At 54.9% G+C, this 22,447-nt stretch carries 16 protein-coding genes; 7 read left to right on the plus strand and 9 right to left on the minus strand.

Annotated elements, in window-relative coordinates; genetic code table 11:
- A complete protein-coding gene (gene parC, locus CJO09_RS01115; protein WP_119440725.1) occupies positions 1-2,307 on the minus strand; it encodes a DNA topoisomerase IV subunit A in 2,307 nt (768 codons plus the stop codon).
- 40 nt (positions 2,308-2,347) lie between these two features.
- Positions 2,348-4,312, minus strand: a complete 1,965-nt coding sequence (locus CJO09_RS01120; RefSeq protein ID WP_449289819.1) for a DNA topoisomerase IV subunit B — start codon at positions 4,310-4,312, stop codon at positions 2,348-2,350.
- A 131-nt stretch (positions 4,313-4,443) separates the two neighbouring features.
- Between CJO09_RS01120 and trxA the strand changes: the two genes are divergently transcribed.
- From trxA to gdhA, 3 genes are all read left to right on the plus strand, one after another.
- A complete protein-coding gene (gene trxA, locus CJO09_RS01125) occupies positions 4,444-4,770 on the plus strand; it encodes a thioredoxin TrxA (protein WP_119440727.1) in 327 nt (108 codons plus the stop codon).
- Positions 4,771-4,849: 79 nt separating this feature from the next.
- The gene (gene rho / locus CJO09_RS01130; RefSeq protein WP_114420528.1) at positions 4,850-6,106 is read left to right on the plus strand and encodes a transcription termination factor Rho; all 1,257 of its coding nucleotides are present in this window, start codon (positions 4,850-4,852) and stop codon (positions 6,104-6,106) included.
- Positions 6,107-6,246: 140 nt separating this feature from the next.
- Entirely contained in the window at positions 6,247-7,587 is a 1,341-nt protein-coding gene (gene gdhA / locus CJO09_RS01135; protein WP_119440728.1) for an NADP-specific glutamate dehydrogenase, read from the plus strand.
- Between the two features lie 75 nt (positions 7,588-7,662).
- On the opposite strand, the gene CJO09_RS01140 is transcribed toward gdhA, so the two are convergent.
- Positions 7,663-11,214 (minus strand): YhdP family protein, encoded by a 3,552-nt coding sequence (locus CJO09_RS01140; RefSeq protein WP_119440729.1) that lies wholly within the window; start codon positions 11,212-11,214, stop codon positions 7,663-7,665.
- Between the two features lie 97 nt (positions 11,215-11,311).
- Here CJO09_RS01140 and glnE point away from each other — a divergent pair, with 97 nt between their 5' ends.
- Together glnE and CJO09_RS01150 are read left to right on the plus strand one after the other, a co-directional pair.
- Positions 11,312-14,089 (plus strand): bifunctional [glutamate--ammonia ligase]-adenylyl-L-tyrosine phosphorylase/[glutamate--ammonia-ligase] adenylyltransferase, encoded by a 2,778-nt coding sequence (glnE, locus tag CJO09_RS01145; protein WP_119440730.1) that lies wholly within the window; start codon positions 11,312-11,314, stop codon positions 14,087-14,089.
- Between the two features lie 10 nt (positions 14,090-14,099).
- Positions 14,100-14,759 carry an epoxyqueuosine reductase QueH gene (locus tag CJO09_RS01150; protein WP_114420524.1) on the plus strand — a complete coding sequence of 220 codons (660 nt, stop codon included), beginning with the start codon at positions 14,100-14,102 and terminating at the stop codon, positions 14,757-14,759.
- 34 nt (positions 14,760-14,793) lie between these two features.
- On the opposite strand, the gene clpB is transcribed toward CJO09_RS01150, so the two are convergent.
- A complete protein-coding gene (clpB, locus tag CJO09_RS01155) occupies positions 14,794-17,391 on the minus strand; it encodes an ATP-dependent chaperone ClpB (RefSeq protein WP_119440731.1) in 2,598 nt (865 codons plus the stop codon).
- Between the two features lie 83 nt (positions 17,392-17,474).
- On the opposite strand from clpB, the gene CJO09_RS01160 reads away from it, so the two are divergent.
- Entirely contained in the window at positions 17,475-18,383 is a 909-nt protein-coding gene (locus tag CJO09_RS01160) for a LysR family transcriptional regulator (RefSeq protein WP_119440732.1), read from the plus strand.
- A gap of 157 nt (positions 18,384-18,540) precedes the next feature.
- Positions 18,541-19,269 carry a helix-turn-helix domain-containing protein gene (locus CJO09_RS01165; RefSeq protein WP_119441338.1) on the plus strand — a complete coding sequence of 243 codons (729 nt, stop codon included), beginning with the start codon at positions 18,541-18,543 and terminating at the stop codon, positions 19,267-19,269.
- A gap of 13 nt (positions 19,270-19,282) precedes the next feature.
- Here the strand turns inward: CJO09_RS01165 and CJO09_RS01170 are convergent, their stop codons facing one another.
- The 5 genes from CJO09_RS01170 to CJO09_RS01190 are packed head-to-tail and all read right to left on the minus strand — an operon-like array spanning position 19,283 to position 22,446.
- Entirely contained in the window at positions 19,283-19,525 is a 243-nt protein-coding gene (locus tag CJO09_RS01170) for a hypothetical protein (protein ID WP_119440733.1), read from the minus strand.
- Positions 19,522-19,791 (minus strand): lipoprotein, encoded by a 270-nt coding sequence (locus CJO09_RS01175; RefSeq protein ID WP_119440734.1) that lies wholly within the window; start codon positions 19,789-19,791, stop codon positions 19,522-19,524. The genes CJO09_RS01170 and CJO09_RS01175 overlap by 4 nt, the downstream gene beginning before the upstream one ends.
- A complete protein-coding gene (gene ccoG / locus CJO09_RS01180; RefSeq protein ID WP_119440735.1) occupies positions 19,788-21,305 on the minus strand; it encodes a cytochrome c oxidase accessory protein CcoG in 1,518 nt (505 codons plus the stop codon). Before ccoG ends, CJO09_RS01175 begins: the two co-directional genes overlap by 4 nt.
- A gap of 39 nt (positions 21,306-21,344) precedes the next feature.
- A complete protein-coding gene (ccoP, locus tag CJO09_RS01185; protein ID WP_119440736.1) occupies positions 21,345-22,253 on the minus strand; it encodes a cytochrome-c oxidase, cbb3-type subunit III in 909 nt (302 codons plus the stop codon).
- Positions 22,246-22,446 carry a cbb3-type cytochrome oxidase subunit 3 gene (locus tag CJO09_RS01190; protein WP_114421936.1) on the minus strand — a complete coding sequence of 67 codons (201 nt, stop codon included), beginning with the start codon at positions 22,444-22,446 and terminating at the stop codon, positions 22,246-22,248. Before CJO09_RS01190 ends, ccoP begins: the two co-directional genes overlap by 8 nt.
- Position 22,447 lies beyond the last annotated feature (1 nt).

The following is a 22,447-nucleotide window of genomic DNA, read 5'->3' on the forward strand; positions in this document are numbered from 1 at the left end:
TTAGGCACGCCGCAGCTGTGGTTGTTTAACCTTCACGGCCAATGAGCGGCCTTTACGCGCTCGCTTGCCTGTATACACTTCCATTTCCGCCGCATCCAATACAACATCCGTTTGTTTATTACGGTAAACACCGCTCAAACACACGCCGGCCGGGCTAACCGCACTCCACTGTTCAAGACGGTCACCCGAATCGAGTCCCATCAGGATCGTGCCGCGACCGCCCCCTGAAAGCGTCTTGAATTCGGATAAATCGACAATCAGAAAACGCCCTTTACGCGTTAACATCGCCAAGGCCTTGTCGGTTCCCTGCAAGCCAATGGGCTTAAGCATGGCATCGCCTTTTTCCAGCGTAACAAATTGCTTGCCCGCTTTCTGACGCGTCGTCATGTCTTTCAGTTTTGCCATGAAACCATAACCCGACTGTGTGCCCAGGAACCAGGCTTGCTCGGCGTCGCCGGCCACCATATGCACCACTTGGGCGCCCTGCTCCAGGTCAATAAGCGACGTCACAGGCTGGCCATCGCCGCGGGCCGACGGCAAACCGGCAACCGGCACGGTGTACACCCGCCCGGTTGACGATAATGCCACCAAATTATCAGTGGTTCGACACTCGATAGCGTCATACAGGCTGTCACCCATTTTGAAGTTGAACTGCGCAGCATCATGGCCATGCCCTTGACGCGCACGCAGCCACCCTTTTTGCGACACAATCACCGTGACCGGCTCGTCGACCACTTTGGTTTCCAGCACCGCCTTTTCAGCCTCTTCAATCAGGGTACGCCGATCATCGCCATACTGTTTGGTATCGGCATCAATCTCTTTGATAATTTGGCGCTTCAAGGCCGACGGGCTTGCAAGCAGCGCCTCCAGGCGACCTTGCTCTTCTTTCTGGGCGGCCAGTTCTTTTTCAATTTTGAAACCTTCCAACTTGGCCAACTGGCGCAAGCGCATTTCCAAAATGTCTTCGGCCTGGCGTTCGGAAAGGTCGAATCGCTCCATCAGTGCGGGACGCGGCTCATCCGACTCGCGAATAGTCTGAATCACCTCGTCAACATTCAAGTAAACCACCATACGCCCTTCCAGGACATGGATACGGTCAGTTACCTTGTCGAGACGATATTGGGTGCGCCGGGTGACCGTTTCGGTACGAAAACCCAGCCACTCAGCCAAGATATCGCGCAACGCACGCTGACCCGGACGGCCGTCTGTACCGATACACACCAGGTTAATCGACACATTGCCCTCAAGGCTGGTTTGCGCCAATAAGGTGTTCACAAATTCGTCACGATCAATACGGCTGCTCTTGGGTTCAAAAACCAAACGCACCGCGGCCTGCTTGCCCGACTCGTCGCGAACCGCGTCCAACAAACTAAGCATTAACGCCTTGGTTTGTTGCTGGTCGGCCGTGAGCGATTTTTTACCCGTTTTCACCTTGGGATTCGTGCGGTCTTCAATCTCTTCCAGAATCTTCTGCGACGACGTACCGGGCGGCAATTCAGTGACGACCAATTGCCATTGGCCCCGCGCCAACTCTTCAAATTGCCAACGCGCTCGCGCTTTAATAGACCCTCGACCGCTGCGATACACGGCGGCGATGTCCTCCGGCGGCGAAATAATTTGCCCGCCCCCTGCAAAATCAGGGCCGGGAATCATTTCAAACAATTCGTCATCAGGTAATTTGGGGTTACGCAACAAAGCCACGCAAGCCTGCGCCACTTCACGCAAATTATGCGAAGGCACTTCGGTGGCCATACCAACCGCAATCCCCGAAGCCCCGTTCAGCAACATAACGGGCAAGCGCGCAGGCAGTAACTGCGGCTCTTTCTGACTGCCATCATAATTGGCAATAAACTCAACCGTCCCTTCGCCCAGTTCGTCGAGCAAGATACGGGAAAACGGCGTTAAACGGGCTTCCGTATACCGCATGGCAGCAGCGTTATCACCGTCGCGCGAGCCAAAGTTGCCGTGTCCGTCGACCAAGGGATAGCGCAGTGAAAAGTTCTGCGCCATCCGTACCATGGCATCGTAAGCCGCCTGATCGCCATGGGGGTGATACTTACCCAAAACATCGCCCACCACGCGGGCCGATTTCACAGGCTTGGCGCCCGGCCCCAAACCCATGGCGTCCATGGCATACAAAATACGACGCTGCACGGGCTTCTGGCCATCGGCCACATCGGGCAACGCCCGCCCCCGCACCACTGAAACCGCGTAATCAAGGTACGCCTGTTCGGCGTAAAGACCCAGTGTTAGCTGTTCGCCGCCTTCATCACTATCAAATAAACCTACTTGTGTGCTGTCCATAATTTCCTGCTAAGGCTGTCGTACAAAGTGAGTCGTGAGGCCGTTACACATCCACATCAGCCAGGTTGCCTTTTTCCTCCAGCCAGGCTCGGCGTTGCGCCGATTCGCCCTTGCCCATCAACATATCAAACATGTCGACTGTCGCTTCCATACCTAGATCACCGTAGCTCACCGCCACCAAACGACGCGTGTCGGGGTTCATGGTGGTTTCCCACAACTGTTCGGCACTCATCTCGCCCAGACCCTTGAAGCGACTGATGCTCCAGGCCCCCTCACGTACGCCTTCCGCGCGCAATTTATCTTGCACCGCTTCCAGCTCGCCATGATCAAGACAATACAGTTTACGCGCGGTACGCTTGCCTTGGGCGGGTACGTCGACCCGGAATAGCGGTGGCCTTGCCACGTAAACATTCCCCGCCTCGACCAGACGCGGAAAATGGCGAAAGAACAAGGTCAGCAGCAACACTTGAATATGCGAACCGTCAACGTCGGCATCCGACAAAATACAGACCCGCCCATAGCGCAAACCCGACAAATCCACCTGATCGCCCGGGCCGTGGGGGTCGACCCCGATTGCCACGGAAATATCGTGAATTTCGTTGTTGGCAAATAACCGGTCGCGGTCAACTTCCCACGAGTTCAAAACCTTGCCTCGCAAAGGCAAAATAGCCTGAAAGGTTTTGTCGCGCCCCATTTTTGCAGACCCACCGGCCGAGTCACCCTCGACCAGAAACAACTCAGTGCGTTCAGGATCGTTGGATTCACAATCGGTTAGCTTACCTGGTAGAACGGCAACGCCCGAACTTTTACGTTTCTCAACTTTCTGGGCCGAGCGCGCGCGGGCCTGGGCCTGACGAATGGCGCTTTCGGCCAATTTCTTGCCGGCTTCTACATCGGCATGCAGAGTCAGTTCCAGTGCGTTTTTTACATAGGCGCTTACCAGCCTCACGGCATCACGACTATTCAGGCGCTCCTTGATCTGCCCCTGAAATTGAGGGTCGAGAATTTTCGCAGACAGTACGAAGCTGGCCCGCGCAAAGACATCTTCAGGTAACAGCTTCACCCCTTTAGGAATCAGGCTATGCAGTTCTGCAAACGATTTCACTGCATTGAACAAACCATCACGCAGCCCTGCTTCATGTGTGCCGCCCGCTGGTGTCGGGATCAAATTTACATAGGACTCTCGCACCACAGGGCCTTCAGCCGACCAGACAACGGCCCAGTGCGCACCCTCACCTTCGGAAAATGTATCGTCGCCCGCCTCGGCATACCGCTTGCCTTCAAACAGGGGCACAATCCGTTCGGCTTCGCCTAACGCCTCATTCAAATAGCCTTTTAAGCCGTCGTCGTACTGCCACTCACGCGTTTCACCGGTTTTTTCAATGGTCAGCGAAACTTTGACACCACTAAGCAATACCGCCTTGCTGCGTAACGAATGCACCAGGTCGGCGGCGGGAATGACGGCGGAATCGAAATACTTGGGATTGGGCCATACGCGTACGCGAGTGCCCGAGCGGCGCTTGCCGACCGAGCCTTGCAGCGCCAGGGGTTCAACCACATCACCATTCTGAAACGCCAGCCGATGCGCCTGAGCATCACGCCAGACGTCCACCTCAAGACGAGTCGATAACGCATTCGTGACCGATACGCCGACCCCGTGCAACCCGCCTGAAAAGGCATAGGCCCCGCCCGCTTTCTTGTCGAACTTCCCACCCGCGTGCAAGCGCGTGAAAACTATTTCCACCACCGGCACCTGCTCTTCCGGATGCAAGCCCACCGGAATGCCACGGCCGTCGTCTTCAACCGAAATACTGCCGTCGGTATGCAGCGTGACACTGATTTTGCCACCGAACCCTGCCAGCGCCTCATCGGCCGCGTTATCAATGACTTCCTGAATGATATGCAGCGGATTTTCGGTGCGCGTATACATGCCCGGCCGCTGCCGGACCGGCTCCAGGCCTTTCAAAACCTTGATGGACCCTTCGTCGTACTGTGGTGCGTTCGCCAAATGACCCCCTGAAATCGAACAAATGAAAAAACCGTATTTTGCCTGACTTCGCGCGACTCAGTAGTCAGGTTAAGCGGGCTAATGTTATGCTTAGTATAGTTTTTTCAGTAACCTGAACTTTTTCTCACATCATGAGTAACCTCATCAAAACCGTAACTGACGCCAATTTTGAAGCCGAAGTGCTTCAATCCGATGTTCCCGTCCTGGTCGATTATTGGGCTGCCTGGTGCGGCCCGTGCAAAATGATTGCACCACTGCTCGACGAAGCTGCACAAACCTTTCAGGGTCGTGTTACTATCGCGAAACTGAATGTCGACGAAAACCCCGACGTCCCCGCCAAATATGGCGTACGTGGCATCCCAACGCTCATGCTGTTCAAAAACGGCGAAGCGGCGGTTACCAAGGTAGGGGCCATGTCAAAGTCGCAACTGAACAGCTTTCTTGAAGAAGCTCTGTAAATAACCCTTTAATTTTGTCTTGCGCGCAGGCCTGTCTCGGCCTGCCATCAACGCATAACTTCCCTTCTCTTTTCTCTCCATGCATCTCACCGAACTTAAAGCACTGCACATTTCGCAGTTGCTCGAAATGGCCGCCAGTCTGGATATCGACAATGCCAGCCGTTTACGCAAACAGGAAATCATGTTTGCCATCATGAAACGGCGCGCCAAGCAAGGCGAACAGATTTTCGGCGATGGCGTTCTTGAAGTGTTGCCCGACGGCTTTGGTTTCCTGCGCTCGCCTGAAACTTCGTACCTGGCCAGCACCGACGACATCTACATCTCCCCCTCCCAGATACGGCGTTTCAACCTGCATACGGGCGATTCAATTGAAGGGGAAGTGCGCACACCGAAAGACGGCGAACGCTATTTTGCCTTGGTGAAGGTCGACAAGGTTAACGGAATGCAGCCTGAGGCCATCAAACACCGCATTATGTTTGAGAACCTCACGCCGCTGCACCCCAACCAGACCATGACGCTGGAACGGGATATTAAAAGCGAAGAGAACGTTACCGGTCGTATTCTGGATATCTTCGCCCCCATGGGTAAAGGCCAGCGCGCACTTATTGTAGCCAGCCCCAAATCAGGTAAAACGGTGATGATGCAGCACATTGCGCATGCCATCACCACGAACTACCCCGAAGCCTATGTGATTGTTTTGCTGGTCGACGAGCGCCCGGAGGAAGTGACCGAGATGCAGCGCACGGTTCGCGGTGAAGTGGTGGCCTCCACCTTCGACGAACCCGCCACCCGACACGTTCAAGTCGCTGAAATGGTTATTGAAAAAGCCAAGCGTCTGGTTGAACTCAAAAAAGACGTGGTCATTCTGCTCGATTCCATCACCCGCCTGGCGCGCGCCTACAACACCGTTGTGCCGTCATCAGGCAAAGTGCTTACCGGTGGTGTCGATGCCAACGCGCTGCAACGCCCCAAGCGCTTTTTCGGCGCGGCACGGAATCTGGAAGAAGGCGGCTCGCTCACCATTATCGGCACCGCACTCATTGAAACCGGCAGCCGTATGGATGAAGTCATCTATGAAGAATTCAAAGGCACGGGCAATTCCGAAGTACACCTGGAACGCCGCCTGGCCGAGAAACGGGTCTACCCGGCTATTAACTTGAACAAATCGGGTACCCGTCGGGAAGAATTACTGATTAAGCCGGAACTTTTACAAAAGGTTTGGGTGCTGCGCAAGTTCATACACGACATGGACGAGGTAGCGGCCATGGAGTTCATCCTGGATAAGATCCGCGCAACCAAAAATAATGCGGAATTCTTCGAGATGATGAAAAAATAAACTCATCTCCACTCTCTCAAGCCTCTCTTTCGAGAGGCTTGCTGCATCATAAGCCCGGCGATAACGGGCAAAAAACAATTTTTCTTTAGCCACTGTGCCGGTATTCTCGTGGCCGACACAAAACTACAGAGCAAAAACGAATGAAACTACCCAGTCTTAACCAGTTCCTGGAGCAACTCCAGGTGCGCGACCCGCATCAGCCTGAGTTTATGCAGGCGGTCAGGGAGGTCATGGCATCGCTGTGGCCATTCATCGAACAAAATCCGCAATACGCGGAACAGGGCTTGCTGAACCGTCTTGTAGAACCGGAACGCGTCATTCAGTTTCGTGTGTCCTGGGTCGACGACAAAGGCGAAGTGCAAACCAACCGGGCATTCCGTGTTCAACACAGCTCGGCCATTGGTCCCTACAAAGGTGGCATGCGCTTTCACCCGTCGGTGAATCTCTCCATTCTGAAATTCCTGGCGTTCGAGCAAACCTTCAAAAACGCCCTTACCACGCTGCCCATGGGCGCGGGTAAAGGCGGCTCCGACTTCAACCCGAAAGGCAAGTCCGACGGGGAAGTCATGCGGTTTTGCCAGGCGCTCATTGTTGAACTGTATCGCCACCTTGGGCCCGATACCGATGTCCCTGCAGGCGACATCGGTGTGGGCGCACGCGAAGTGGGTTACATGACCGGCATGATGAAAAAACTGTCGAACTCGGCCGCCAGCGTATTTACCGGTAAGGGCCTGGCGTTCGGCGGCAGCTTGATCCGTCCGGAGGCAACGGGTTACGGCACAGTCTATTTTGCTGAAGAAATGCTCAAACACGCCGGGCGCTCACTTGACGGCATGACCGTCTCCGTCTCGGGTTCGGGCAATGTGGCCCAGTATGCCATCGAGAAATGCATGCAAATCGGTGCCAAAGTCATTACCGTGTCCGACTCCGACGGTTGCATCGTTGATCCGGCCGGCTTTACGCCTGAAAAGCTCGCATTGCTCATGGAGATCAAAAATAATCGCCGTGAACGCCTGGCCACGTATGCCAAAGAGCTGAACCTGACGTATGAACAAGGCAAGCGTCCGTGGCACGTTCCAGTCGAAGTCGCCATGCCCTGCGCCACCCAGAACGAACTGGAAATCGACGACGCCAGGACACTCATCAACAATGGCGTTCGTTGTATTTCTGAAGGCGCCAATATGCCCACCACAATAGACGCAGCCGATCTCTTTATCGAAGCGGGTGTGTTGTATGCGCCGGGCAAAGCCAGCAACGCGGGCGGGGTTGCAGTGTCAGGCCTTGAAATGAGCCAAAACTCGGCACGCCTGTCATGGCCGCGTGAAGACGTTGATGCCAAATTACACGCCATTATGCGAGACATCCACCAGAACTGCGTGCGCTACGGGCAACGCGGCGATACAGTGAACTATGTCGACGGTGCCAACATTGCGGGCTTCGTGAAAGTTGCCGATGCCATGTTGCAGCAAGGCGTGTATTAAGTAAAAGGAATACACGTGACTAAACAGATTGGGTTGGCCGGTGGTTCATAACACCGCCAGAAGGCCAACCCCTTCTTATTTGAGCTCACGCAATTGTGGATCGGCCCAGGTTCCGGAAACATCGTAATGGACCGTCATTGCTTTGCTAAGCGGTGCTTTCAAAAGCCATTGCGTCAGGAACGCCCCCACACCCACAATCGGGTTAATGATACCTGCGGCCACCGAAGCGCCACTCATGTCCAGGTTGGGCACCACCATCGCCTGTAAATCGAGCGTTTCATTCACCACATTCACGTCGCCACCCAGGCTGATTGTGCCCACTGCGCTATTCACACGAAAGTTATTGGTACTCATCACGCCGCTTTGAATTTGTATCGAACCTTCCAGTAAATCAAAAGGGAAACCTTGCGCAAACGCCCCTTCTGGATTCGCATCGAACGACAGAATCCGCTGCAAAGACTGCAATGACAGTAACTCCAACACGCGGGCCGACCTTGAATTCACAGAGCTTAAACGCCCTTTCTCCAACTTAACGTTCAACTGCCCCTGCAAGTCAGACTTCTGAAAACGCCACGGCAGATTATTCCAGGTGAGTGTGCCTTCAACATAACCATGGCCGCCGGTTACCGCCCGCTTCAACCCCACATGGTCAAGAAACCGCCCCAGGTCCTGAACGGCCAATGAGGCATTTAACGACAAACCGCGGTTGCCACCGTCCAGCCGCCATACGCCTTTCCCATTTAGCGTTGCACCTGTATTCTTAATTTCCAATTGATCAATATTCAGAACCCGACCGGCACCCGAGGCTGAACCATTGAGTGTCACGGCGCCCACACTTTCGCCATACACCACCAGGTCGTCCACCGTTAGATTAAGAGACGGTATTTTGAAATCTTCAAATCGTGACTCCGACGGCGGCTTGATTTCATCTGTCGTTTCGGGGGCATCCGGGTTCCCTAACGCCAGCCGGGCAAACTTACCCTCAAGTGACGCCGGTTTGCCCAAGACAGGTTCACGCCACCATAACGTACCGGCAGTCTGGCTGGAACTGATATCCAATCGCCATCCATCGGGTTGCCTAAGCGGCGACAACGTTAACGTAGCCTTGGTCAAATCAACATCCTGCACACGCAAGCGATCAGCCTGAATACGAATTTGATTGAGTGCCGGCAACAAGCCCGGGGACGCTGAAGCTTCCTGAGACGGGGAGTCCATCAAGGCCAACCAGGCATCCAGATCCAGCGCGGGATACCGGACGTCAATGTTCATTCCTGCATCAGGAAGCGACAGTGGTTGATTCAACGCCATCACCGCGCGGTTGAAATACGCTCCTTTCACGGCCGGATCGCGGCGCATGTCCATGCGAATGTCGTTACCAATACGTACTTGCAACTGAGCGCGCCCTTGCCCCAGCGGCGCCCACTGTGCCTCAAGCTCCTTGCTCTCATCGGCAAATTTGCCTAAAGGACTGGGCAAATCAATACGCATGCCCTTCAGGTTCGACGTTAAGGCGATATCGTAACGCCCGGCCGGCGTACGCTCGACCTCAACCCGATAAGCAGCCCGCCCCTCCAGGCCCACGTCATTACTTAACCCGGCGAAACGGGCAATAGCTTGGGAACTTGCTTCGCCTGCAATCACAAGGTTCTTGTTATCACCTCCCAGCCCCCCTGAGATGGCCAGTGCGCCTCCCAAAGCAGTTGCTTTAACACCCTGCGAACGAATGCCGGTGTCTGAAAAATCGAGCTGACCGTTCACTCCTGACATAACTGGCATAACGGAATCCAGTTGGAACGTTCCACCATTGAACACGACGGACCCCGACACCGTTGTTTCGTCGGTATCGTAAAGTGGCACATTCAGCCATAAAGGCACATTCCAGGTGCCGTCGGCACGTGCCTCGTCCAATGCATTGTCCAGCAGTCCGCCCAGCGGCGAATGTCGATTTAACGCCAGATACGCGGTGGCCGGCGCTGATGATTGCCCCTCAACCGACAATATGGCGTTGTCTTCGATATTGGGGATACGTGCCAATACCCGATTAAGGGCAATAGCAGGGCCGTCGCCCGGCGTTACGCTACCCGCGTCGGCCTGCACACGAAGATCAACCCCGGTTAACGATGCCAAGCCGTTCAACCCCTCCAGGCGCGGCCACCCCAGACTATCGGGTGTTGAGGGCACATAATCGATAATGGCGTCCTTCAGCGGGCCGCCCACATAAAAGTGCCCTTTCTCCGGCTCGTCGCCAAATGGAAAAGCAGCCAGATCACCACGCAACACAAACCCGGCACCCAACAACTGGCCCTGCACCAAGCCGGTAGACATCCAGTCGCGCGCATCGGCATCAACTTCCAGCGGCAGATAACGATGAATGGCATTCAAGCTGGCCCGGGCAAAGCGACCCTGCGTTTCCACCGCACCCAGTGACAGGGCCGGATCGTCATGCCAATGCCCCTCAAAGGAGACATCCATATCGGCATTGACGATGCGGGCGGCATGTAAATCAAGCCGCTTTAGCGCGCCCTGTCCATGGCTTAACTTTCCCCCCAACTGGATATCATCAAAAGCCAGTGGGCTGCTGAAGATCGACGGCATGTCGACATCCATGGCTTGCAAACGCAAGCCAAAAGCCAACTGCGTTGTCTCCGGGCTCAACGTTGTACCGCCAAGAAGAGGAAGCTCGCCCTGGGCAAAAACACGCATATCGTCTAACTTGATTCGGGCGTTTTCGGCACCACTCCACTGGGCATTCATGACTTTTGCGTCAAGCATCACCCGCGGTGCCTGATTACGCTGCGCTTCCACCCAGGCCTGCGTCGACACCATGGCACTTTGCAGCGTTTTTGGCACGTCAGCCCACGGCGCCCAGGCCACAGAATTCATGTTTTGCATGTCTGCATAAGCCCGAACCCTCCAGGCGGGCAATGAGCCCATGTGCGCAGGCATTGCTGCAGTCGTTAAGTCTTGTTCGAACTGCAATTCAACCAATAATTCCGCTGAATGCATCAGGGATTGTGCGCCGGCTCGCACACGCGCCTGATAGGTGCGGCCATCCCCTTCGAACTGGATATAAACGTTTTCCAATGACAATACCGGGGCATTGCGCAACTCGTCTTTCCAATGCACCGTTGCCTGCGACAGTACCAGCGATTTCTGGCCCAGTAACCATTGCAGCGCCGGGGGCGGCGTTTTCTCATTATCATCGCCATCAAATATATCGATCTCTTGCCCGAGCACCCAAAAATTATTTTGCGAATCACGGCGCACGTCCAGTTCCAGGCCTTGGGCCTGCAAGGTGGAAAACTGAACCTGCCCACGCAACAGCGCGAGCCAACTCAGTTGGGCACGCACGCGGGGCAGGCTAAGCACCGGGTCATTGCTGTTATCGTGAATACGCAAACCGGTTATGTCGAAGCTGGGATTCAGGCCTTTCCAATCGGCCTGCAACCGCTCCAGGGAAACCTCTCCCCCCATCGTCTGCGATAGTTGCTGCTCAATAGCGGGACGCCAGGTATCAATGTTAGGCAATATCCCATAGCGCAAAATGAGAATGGCCGACGCCAAAGCGAGATAAATGAACAGGGCCAGCCAACCCAGCCAGCGTAGTATTTTAGGAAACGAACGCACGAAATCCCTGATTAACCTAACAACATGACAAGCGCGTTTTGCGGTATCTTGTTCGACTTATACCCGAATTTTCTGGTTGCGTCTTACACGTTTTAGCATGAACCACACTACGCCGATAAAAACTGCTTCCCGTTGGTCGGGGGCACTGCGACGAAAGCTCGCAGGCAGCCCCGAGTTTGAAACCTGGCTTGAACAAGCCGCCCAAGACCCGGTTACGCCCGCCCGCATCGACCAATGGTTTCTGGATGCCACACAGGCCGAGTCGGCCGAGGCCATTGTACCGCTTGATACGCTGCGCAAAGCGCTGCGCGAAATCCGTAGCCAGGTGTTCTACACCATCCTTGTGCGCGACCTGGCAAAACTGGCCGATCTCAAAGAAGTCGTTAAAGCCATGTCGTATTTGGCCGACCTGGCGATTGCACAAGCCTATCGCACGGTCGCAACGGAACTGGCTGAAATTCATGGCACACCGATTGACCCAAGCACCGGAAAACCCCAGGAAATGCTCATTCTGGCAATGGGAAAACTGGGCGGACGTGAACTCAATGTCTCGTCTGATATCGACCTCATTATGCTGTACGAAGAAGAAGGCGAAACAGGCGGGCGGCGCAAAATCAGCCATCACGAATTCTATGGGCGCGTAACGCAACGGATGATGCCCATTCTTTCGGAACCTGATCAGTATGGCGTCGTTTTTCGCACCGACCTGCGCTTGCGCCCCGACGGCGACTCCGGCCCATTGGCCTGGAGCCTGGACGCACTGGAAAACTACTTGGTCACTCAGGGCCGGGAATGGGAACGATATGCCTGGTTAAAAGCCCGTGCGGTTCCTGCCAAAGCGTTCGACGACAGCGACCCGAAGCCGCAGCGTGCGCAATTGGAAGCGCTGCGCCGCCCCTTTGTCTACCGCAAATATTTTGATTTCGATGCGTTGTCGTCGTTACGCGCATTGCGCGAACGCATTCGGGAAGACTGGAACCGTCGCGCCACCCGGCGCAACGGTATCGACGCCACACACAATATCAAACTGGGCGATGGCGGAATCCGGGAAATTGAGTTTGTGGTGCAACTGAATCAGCTTATTCGCGGCGGGCGCACGCCTTCGCTACAAAAACGCAATCTGCTGAAAGCTTTGAAGCAACAGTTTTCGGCCGGCATCATTGAAGAAACATTGTCGCGCCGCCTCGAGGAAGCGTATTTATTCTTGCGTCGCACAGAGCACCTTCTTCAGTACCGTGAAGACGAACAAACACACCTGTTGCCACACAATCCCGAATTACGTGAAGAACTTGCCTTTGCCATGGGCATGGCCGGTTCCGAGTTTGAGGAAACGCTGAATGCACACAGGGCTTTCGTAAATGGCACATTCCGCAACGCCTTTCGCATCGCAGGAATGGGCGAATCGCAGGAAGAGGAAAACGACAATCCCACCATGGATACCAGCCCCGATGAGCTGGAAGACGAGGTCAAAGCCTATTTTGGTGAGGCCAGCGAATCCGTTGCCCAACGGATTCAGGCCTTGATGAAAAGTCATCGTATCCGCAGCCTGCCCACCAGCAGCCGCAAACGCGTTAAAACCCTGCTACCTGCCATGCTGGAAACCGCGCACCGAACCAGCAACCCCGAACAAACCGCCATCCGCCTGTGCGATTTAGTGGAGCAAATCGCGCAACGCAGCCCGTATCTGGCCTTGCTTGCCGAGTATCCCGAAACGCTTGCACGGGTTGCCCGAATTATTGGTGCCAGCCCCTGGGCGGCGCAATACCTGCGTCAATACCCACTCCTGCTCGACAGCCTGATCGAATGGCATTCGCTCATGGATCCGCCCAATTTCAACGAACTGGCACAACAGTTGCGCAGCGAACTCGACGCCTGCCTGCTGCCTTCGGGTCAGCCCGATGTTGAACAGCAAATGAACTTAATGCGCGATTTGCAGCGCCAGATCAGTTTTCAATTACTGGCACAAGACCTGGGCGGTGTACTAAGCGTTGAAAAGCTGGCCGACCAGCTATCGGCGCTGGCAGATATGCTGTTGAACGAAACCATCGAGCGTGTATGGCCCATGGTGCAACCTAAAGAACAGCGCCACCAGCCCGTCCCTCCCCATCACTTTGCCGTCATTGCCTACGGCCGCCTGGGTGGCAAAGAACTCGGTTATGCGTCCGACCTCGATCTGGTGTTTCTGTATGACGACGAGCGCGAAGACGCCGCCGAAACCTACGCGAAGCTGGGGCGACGAATGGCGTCGTGGCTTTCAACCATGACGTCATCCGGCCGCCTGTACGAAATTGACCTGCGTCTGCGACCCGATGGCGATGCCGGCGTACTGGCGGTTTCCGTTGATGCATTCGAACAATACCAGCTTACCCACGCCTGGCCCTGGGAGCATCAGGCCATCACGCGGGCCCGCTTTGCCGCCGGTGACCCCGTCGTTGGAGAACGCTTCGAAGCCACGCGTCGTAAAGTATTGCTGCTGGAGCGCGACCCTGCCACGCTTTATAAAAATGTGAAGGAAATGCGCAGCAAAATCGCGGCCGGCCATCCAAACCGCAGTGAACTGTTCGACCTGAAACATGACCGGGGCGGCATGGTGGATATTGAGTTTATTACGCAATACCTGGTGCTCAGCCACGCCCGCGAACACCCTGTATTACTGGAAAACCTGGGCAACATCACCCTGCTGAAACTGGCTTCCGAGGCAAAGCTTATTCCGGCCGTACTTGCCCGGGAAGTCTCTGATGCATACCGGGTCTTTCGCAAAGCGCAACATAGCTTGCGTTTGCAGGGTGCCGAAGCCGCCCGGGTTTCCCAGGATGAGTTCGTGGTTGAACGCGATGCGGTCATTGCACTTTGGAATACGGTCTTACCGGATTAAAATACGCTTTATGAGTGATTACAAACGCCCCCAACTTCAACTACCCGACAACCGCAGGAAAGTGCTGTTGCATTCGTGCTGCGCGCCCTGTTCGGGCGAAGTCATGGAAGCCATGACTGCCTCGGGTATCGAATACAGTATTTTCTTCTACAACCCGAATATTCACCCCGACCGTGAATACGAGATTCGCAAAAACGAGAATATCCGCTTTGCTGAAGAACACAACATCGAGTTCATCGACGCCGATTACGACCGCGACAATTGGTTCGAGCGCGTGAAAGGGCTGGAAAATGAACCCGAACGCGGCGAACGCTGCACGGTCTGTTTCGATATGCGTTTCGAACGCACCGCGCTTTATGCACACGAGAACGGGTTCGATACCATTACCAGTTCGTTGGGCATTTCACGCTGGAAAGACATGAACCAAATTAATGGTTGTGGCGAGCGTGCCGCCGCCCGCTACCCTGACCTGGCCTACTGGACTTACAACTGGCGCAAAGGCGGCGGGTCGGCCCGCATGATCGAAATCAGCAAGCGGGAAAACTTTTATCAGCAAGAATACTGCGGCTGCATTTACTCACTGCGCGACACCAATCGTCATCGTCGTGCACAAGGGCGCGAAGCCATTGAAATCGGCGTCAAGTTCTACGGGCGCGAAGAAACGCTTTAAAAAAAAGCCCGCCTTTTCAGCGGGCTTTTCCCTTTTATTGCAATGTCCGTTCAAACACGAACTTGTCGTCGCGCCAATCCACGGGAATGACATCTTTGGGGCCGAAACGGCCTTCCAGAATCAACTTGGCGACCGGGTTTTCAATATGCTGCTGAATAGCCCGCTTCAACGGACGAGCGCCAAATACAGGGTCGAATCCCGCATGCGCCAGTTGCGCCAGTGCAGCATCAGACACTTCGAGCCGCATTTCGTGCTGTGCCAAACGCGCCTGCAAACGCTGGATCTGAATGCGGGCAATAGACTCAATATGCTTGGCCTCTAATCCGTGGAACACGACCACTTCATCAATACGGTTCAGGAACTCGGGACGGAACGAGGTCTTCAATTCTTCCCACACGACTTCCTTCACCACCTCGTAGGGTTGCCCCGCCATACTTTGGATATGATGCGAACCAAGGTTCGATGTCATCACAATCACCGTATTGCGAAAATCCACAGTACGACCCTGGCCGTCGGTCAGGCGACCGTCGTCAAGCACCTGCAAAAGCACATTGAAGACATCCGGATGCGCCTTTTCCACTTCATCCAGCAAAATCACGCTATATGGCTTACGACGTACAGCCTCGGTTAAATAACCACCCTCTTCGTAACCCACATACCCCGGCGGCGCACCAATCAACCGTGCCACCGAGTGCTTTTCCATAAATTCGCTCATATCGATCCGAATCATATGGTCTTCGGAGTCGAACAAGAAATCAGCCAGTGCTTTGGTCAACTCGGTCTTGCCGACGCCGGTGGGGCCAAGGAACAGGAATGAGCCATAGGGCCGTGCAGGGTCGGCCAGCCCGGCGCGGGAGCGGCGGATAGCGTCGGCCACGAGGCTCACCGCTTCGTCCTGCCCTACGACGCGGCGATGCAGATGGCTTTCCATACCCAGCAACTTCTCACGTTCGCCCTGCATCATTTTTGACACAGGAATACCGGTTGCGCGCGACACCACTTCAGCAATTTCTTCAGCGCCCACTTCCGTGCGCAACAAACGCGGCTTGTCGGACTTCTCCTGCACTTCGCCACTTCCCGCTTCCGCCGCCTTCAGGCGCGCTTCAAGCTCCGGCAATTTCCCGTACTGAAGTTCAGCCAGCTTATCAAACTGACCTTTGCGTTGCAGCTCGGCCATCTCGGCACGCGTGCGCTCAATTTCTTCTTTCACCGACTGTGAACCCTGCACAGCGGCTTTCTCCGACTTCCAGATTTCCTCGTAGTCGTTATATTCGCGCTGCAATTTCTCCAGTTCATCTTCAATGACTTTTAAACGACGCATGGAGCCTTCATCAGTTTCCTTCTTCACCGCCTCGCGCTCGATTTTCAGCTGAATAATGCGACGATCCAGCTTATCCATCACTTCCGGTTTGGAGTCGATCTCCATACGGATACGCGCGGCCGCCTCATCAATCAAGTCGATAGCCTTGTCCGGCAGGAAACGGTCGGTAATGTAGCGATGTGACAACTCGGCCGCCGCCACAATGGCTGGATCGGTGATCGCCACGCCGTGGTGAAGCTCATAGCGTTCTTGCAAACCGCGCAAAATAGCAATGGTGGACTCGACATCAGGCTCGTCTACCAGCACTTTCTGGAAACGACGCTCAAGGGCTGCATCTTTCTCAATGTACTTGCGGTATTCGTCCAACGTGGTAGCACCAATGCAATGCAACTCGCCGCGCGACAGCGCCGGCTTCAGCATATTGCCGGCATCCATGGCGCCTTCGGCCTTACCGGCTCCCACCATAGTGTGCAACTCATCGATAAAGACAATAATGCCGCCCTGATCTTGCGACAGCTCTTTCAACACCGCTTTCAGGCGTTCCTCGAATTCACCACGATACTTGGCGCCGGCCAGCAATGCAGCCAGATCCAGTGACAGCACCCGCTTGCCCTTCAGTGTTTCAGGCACTTCATTATTGATAATCCGCTGGGCAAGGCCTTCCACAATCGCCGTTTTACCCACCCCCGGCTCACCAATCAACACGGGGTTGTTCTTCGTGCGACGCTGCAGAATCTGGATGGTACGACGGATTTCGTCATCGCGGCCGATCACCGGATCCAGCTTCCCCTCACGCGCGCGCTCGGTTAAATCGGTCGTATATTTCGACAAAGCCTCACGGTTCGACTCCCCTTCCGGATCGCCCACCGTAGCACCACCGCGCACCGCCTCAATGGCGGTTTCCAAAGGCTTGCGTTGCGCGCCCGCTTCACGCAGCAAGCGGCCGGCTTCACATTTGTCGTCGACCAGCACCAGCAAAAAAAGCTCGCTGGCAATATAGGCGTCGCCGCGGTTCGAGGCTTCTTTATCAGTGCGTGCGAGAACCGATTGCAGCTCCCGCCCAATTTGTACATTCCCTGCCGAACCCGGCACTTGCGCCAAGGACTTGATGGCGGAACTAACCGCCGGCGCCAGTCGATTCACCGCCACGCCCGCTCGCGCCAGCAAACTCCCCGCCCCGCTGTCGGTGTCCGCCAGCAAAGCCGACAGCAAGTGCAACGGGTCGATATACTGATTATCGTTCTGAATTGCAAGACTTTGCGCATCGGCAAGGGCTTGCTGAAATTTGGTTGTTAGTTTGTCGAATCGCATAGTCTTCTTTCAAAATTAAGGCTGAGCATCTGCTCGAATAATGATTAAATAAGGCCGCAGCGCAGCATTTCAAGATGTGAAAAATGGATAAATTCAAACAACTGGAAAGTTTTGTGTCGGTCGCGACACTGGGAAGCCTTTCGGCCGCCGCCCGGGCCGAGGGGGTTGCCCCCACGATGATGGGGCGCCGCATGGATGCGCTGGAAAAACGGCTGGGGGTGAAATTGCTGGTGCGTTCGACCCGGCGTTTGTCGCTGACCACGGAAGGCACCGCCTTCCTTGAAAAAGCCCAATCCATTCTGAAAGAACTTACCGAAGCCGAGAGCCAGGTGGCGCAAGGCAGCGCCCGCCCCAGTGGCGAACTGCGCATCAGCGCGCCTGCGGGGTTTGGTCGGCGACACATCGCCCCGCTGGTACCGGCTTTTTTGCAACGCTATCCCGAAATCAACATTACGCTCGACCTGACCGACCGACTGGTCGACCTGATTGAAGAACGTTACGATTGCGCCATTCGAATCGGCGACCTGGATGACTCGCAGTTCATCGGGATGCGCCTGGCGGATAACCGCCGCGTCATTGTGGCCTCGCCCCATTACCTCAAACACTTTGGCCGCCCCCGTACCCCCGACGACCTGATCCAGCACAATTGTCTGTCGTTCGGCAGCCAGGGAAATCAGTCGAAAGGGTGGTTGCTTCAACACAACGGTAAAGTGAGGGCGTACAGGGTCAAAGGTACCCTTACCAGTACCGACGGGTCGGTTTTGCTGGAATGGGCGCTGGCCGGTTGTGGGTTGGCATGGCGATCGCTGTGGGAGGTACGGCAAGAAATTGAAGCAGGCCGTCTTGTAAGTGTGCTCGATGAGTACGCCGCTCCCCCAAATGGTATTTTTGCCATTCTTACAGAACGCAAACATCAACCCCGACGCCTGCGGGTCTTCGTGGAAATGCTGAAAAATACCTACGCCCAGCCCAGCTATTGGGATGGGCACTAGGCCGTTCGTACTCATCACATTTGATGCGAAAATAATTTGCATAAGGTGTCAATCGTTACACAAACATGTACAATTGCCGTCAGGTCGTTCCATAAGCTTTTTGCACCGTCATATAAGCCCCCCTCTTTACACGGCCCGCCCAGGCGCCACGATGTCTATGCAGAAACGAATTCCTCTGACACCAGACTCAAGCCGTTGCTCAACCTGTATGTTGAACAACCTATGCCTGCCCGTGGGCATGTCAACCATTGATATCAGCCGTTTCGAAGAAGTAGTACAGGAACGTTTACGCATTCCAAAAGGCGAAAGCCTGTTCGAAGCGGGCGAGCGCGCCGACGCCATTTTCGGCATTCGGGTGGGGTCACTCAAAACACAACTGGAAGACGCTTCGGGCCATGTGCAGGTAACGGGCTTTCTATTACCAGGGGAAATCGCCGGGCTCGACGGCTTTCTGGAAGGCCACCAGTTATCCCATGCGGTTGCACTGGAAGATACCGAAGTGTGCGTTGCTCGCGTGGATGAAATCGACCGCGTCGCGGCGCACATCCCGTCACTGCAGCAACAGTTACGGCGTCTGACCAGCACGGAAATGAAGCGCTCACACCAATTGGTCGTATCACTGGGCGTTTTGCGCTCAGAACAACGCCTGGCCGCCTTTCTGGTAAACATGTCACAACGGCTATCCATCCTGGGTTATTCCTCGTCTGAATTCATTTTGCGCATGAGCCGGGAAGAAATCGGGAATTATTTAGGCCTGACACTGGAAACAGTCAGCCGCCTGTTCTCCCGTTTCGCACGTGAAAACCTCATCCGCATTCACCAACGCGAAGTCAAATTGCTCGACCTGCCCGCGCTGCGCGATTTAGCCGGCACCGACTGCGGGTAACCCACCCTGTCACTCAACGATCAGGCAACTGATCGACCCCTTCCGACGGGGCCATGTACAGCGTCAGCGCACTCGACAACGCAGTCATAATCCAGAATAGAAAGAAGCCTGCTGTGTACACAACCTCGCGGCTAAAATGCATCGAGCCAAACACGGCAATATCCAGCGGATCAATTAATGCAAATACCGTGGCACTGCCCGCCCCCGCAAATAAAAACGAGGGCCACAGTATCCACATTAAAGAATAGCGACTCATGGTGATTGTCTCCTGTTATGGGCTGCCGTCTCGGCAGACGTGTTTTTAGCGTCCATCTCCGGCAACGGCGCATCTTGTATTTTTTGCACGACCAAACCTTTACGCTGCCCACCATCGTGAATCGCTTGATCACTGTAATAATGCACTGCCAGCACAATCGTTACCACGCAGCCCACCAAGGTAATAAACGGGCCGGCCATCAAAATCCAGGGCCAGGGCTCTTTCCACCACGGGCGCGTGTCAGTATGGTTGAAATCTTGTTTCATTGCGGGACATAAAAACTGGTTTGCTCAACAAGCTGCGCGCCTGATCCAGAGGCCGACTCGGCACTGGCGACGAACGAAATACTGTGCACGCCGGGGCCGGCCTGGTCTGCAGGCAAGCGCACCAACACAGGCACCAACCGATGGCTGCCACCCGCTACTTCAATTGTGCCGGTGGGTTCACCTGTGGCAGCCAGCAATTCAAGCCCCGGCAAGCCATCGGCACGCAATGTAACGGTAAGCGCTTTATCATCCGTGTTCATAATCTGCAAGCGATAAACATTCTCGATTAAATTGCCTGGAATCTCGCGACCCAGGCTGCCGCGATCGCGAATGATATCCATTTTCAGCGTTTCGCGGGTGAACAACGAGAAAGCGAATCCTGCTGCAATAACTGCCATCAGCCCCATATAAAACAGCACACGCGGCCGCAAAACCCGCTTACGTGCTTGCGACTGGGTAAGGTCTTCTGTTATGGCGGCACCCGAGGTATAGCGAATCAGGCCTTTCGGGTAACCCACCTTGTCCATCACCTGATCACAAGCGTCGACACAGGCGCCGCAACCGATGCACATGTACTGCAAGCCATCGCGAATATCAATGCCCGTTGGGCAAACCTGAACACACAAAGTGCAATCAACGCAATCACCCATGCCCGCTTCTTTATGATCAATTTGCCGTGAGCGTCCTCCTCTGGGCTCACCCCGTTTGTAGTCGTACGTCACGACAAAAGTGTCGTCATCGACCATCACGCTTTGAAAGCGGGCATACGGGCACATGTATTTGCAAACCGCCTCGCGCATGAATCCTGCGTTACCCCATGTGGCAAAAGCATAAAACAACATCCAGAACCACTGCCATGGGCCAAGCGAAAAGGCGATTAAATCGGCGCCTAACGCACGGATGGGCGCGAAATAGCCAATAAAAGTAAAACCTGTCCAAAAGGCAATAACAATCCAAACGACATGTTTGGCCGCTTTCAACCGAAATTTGCGCCACGACCAGGGTTGACCGTCGAGCCGAATGCGCGCCAGGCGATCGCCTTCAATTTTTCGCTCAACCCACATGAAAATTTCGGTATAAACCGTTTGCGGACACGCATAGCCACAAAACAATCGCCCGGCAATGGCGGTAAACAAAAATAGGGCAAATGCCGACAAAACAAGCAAGACGGCCAAGTACACGACGTCTTGCGGCCACAGCACCATGCCGAAGATATAAAACTTACGGGCACCCAAATCGAACAGCACCGCCTGACGATCGCCCCAGGTTAACCAGGGCAGACCATAAAAAATGGCCTGTGTGAACAGCACCATAATGACGCGCCAGCGGGCATAAAGCCCGGTCACCGCACGCGGATAAACCTTACTGCGAACATCGGTAAGCGCTTTCTCAACCTGGGGTGAAACCCCACCCCGACGCGGCGCAGGCGTCACCTTGGGAGGCTGCCATGCGGGTGCGGCACCCTGACCCGTCTGGGTCAAGTCCTCCGACTGAGCAATAGGTTTCTTATCCATGTGCGCTCCTGCTTGAAAACGCGACGATATACGGCCTGGTTAACGCGGAGAGTTTGATCGCCCCCATACCCAGGCCGCCAACATACGAATCTGTTCAGGAGTCAGCACTCCCTCTTGAGCCGGCATCTGGTTATCGCGACCATTCAGAATAGTGTTCACAATCACATCCGCCGAACTACCATAAAGCCAGACGTCATCGGTAAGATTTGGCGCGCCCAGCGCCTGGTTACCCTTGCCGTCAACACCGTGGCACGCCACGCAATTATTCTCAAAACCTTGCTTTCCTCTTACGACCTGCAACGGATCACTGGCCAGGCCGGAAAGTGAACGAACAAATTGCGCAATATCCGCTGCCTGATTCGCACTGACTTGTGCGCTCATGGGCGGCATCACACCGTGACGCCCTTTGGTAATCGAAGTCATGATTTGATCGGGCGAACCACCATAAAGCCAATCTTTATCAGTTAAGTTCGGAAAACTGACCGATCCACGCGCATCCGACCCATGACATTGCGCACAGTTATTCAAGAATAGACGCTCACCAATCTGCCGGGCCTGCGGGTCGGCCGCGACCTGCTCAATAGGCATGGCCTCGTAACGCGCGTAGAACGGACGAATACGTTCAGACAACGCTTCTTGCGACTGCTTAACTTCCTGAGCCGTTGAGTAATTCAAAATCCCGTTAAAAATACCCAGGCCGGGATACAAAACCAAATAACCCACGCTAAAAACACATAAGGCCAGATAAAACACGGTCCACCAGCGCGGCACGGGATTGTTCAACTCCATAAGATTGCCATCCCACACGTGCCCGGTGTTCTTGGCTTCTTTCACTTCCTTGCCCAGCCAGCGACGCTGGGTAAACAGCAACCAGACACAGAAAATAATTCCCGCCGCCGTCATGATGGCAATGAAATAAGCCCAAAAACTGCTCACGAAATCAGTCATGAGAATCCCCTTTTTCTTGCGTGCCAGGTGTCTTTTTCTTGTCGTTGCTCAGGTTGTCTTCATCCGGCTGCATAAACGGCAGCATGGAAGCGTCTTTGTTGGCTTTCTTGCGGCCTTTTGAGAAGGCCCACACCACAATGGCAAGAAAGGTGACCAACGCGACCAACGTGACAATACCGTTAACAATACCCATG

It is taken from the genome of Neopusillimonas maritima, assembly GCF_003576595.1.
In the GTDB taxonomy this organism is placed as follows: Bacteria; Pseudomonadota; Gammaproteobacteria; order Burkholderiales; family Burkholderiaceae_B; genus Neopusillimonas; species Neopusillimonas maritima.

Coding starts and splice junctions, on each gene's coding strand:
- trxA (WP_119440727.1), top strand. CDS start 4,444: ATGAGTAACCTCATCAAAACCGTAACTGACGCCAATTTTGAAGCCGAA.
- rho (WP_114420528.1), top strand. CDS start 4,850: ATGCATCTCACCGAACTTAAAGCACTGCACATTTCGCAGTTGCTCGAA.
- gdhA (WP_119440728.1), top strand. CDS start 6,247: ATGAAACTACCCAGTCTTAACCAGTTCCTGGAGCAACTCCAGGTGCGC.
- glnE (WP_119440730.1), top strand. CDS start 11,312: ATGAACCACACTACGCCGATAAAAACTGCTTCCCGTTGGTCGGGGGCA.
- CJO09_RS01150 (WP_114420524.1), top strand. CDS start 14,100: ATGAGTGATTACAAACGCCCCCAACTTCAACTACCCGACAACCGCAGG.
- clpB (WP_119440731.1), bottom strand. CDS start 17,391: ATGCGATTCGACAAACTAACAACCAAATTTCAGCAAGCCCTTGCCGAT.
- CJO09_RS01160 (WP_119440732.1), top strand. CDS start 17,475: ATGGATAAATTCAAACAACTGGAAAGTTTTGTGTCGGTCGCGACACTG.
- CJO09_RS01165 (WP_119441338.1), top strand. CDS start 18,541: ATGCAGAAACGAATTCCTCTGACACCAGACTCAAGCCGTTGCTCAACC.
- CJO09_RS01170 (WP_119440733.1), bottom strand. CDS start 19,525: ATGAGTCGCTATTCTTTAATGTGGATACTGTGGCCCTCGTTTTTATTT.
- CJO09_RS01175 (WP_119440734.1), bottom strand. CDS start 19,791: ATGAAACAAGATTTCAACCATACTGACACGCGCCCGTGGTGGAAAGAG.
- ccoG (WP_119440735.1), bottom strand. CDS start 21,305: ATGGATAAGAAACCTATTGCTCAGTCGGAGGACTTGACCCAGACGGGT.
- ccoP (WP_119440736.1), bottom strand. CDS start 22,253: ATGACTGATTTCGTGAGCAGTTTTTGGGCTTATTTCATTGCCATCATG.
- CJO09_RS01190 (WP_114421936.1), bottom strand. CDS start 22,446: ATGGGTATTGTTAACGGTATTGTCACGTTGGTCGCGTTGGTCACCTTT.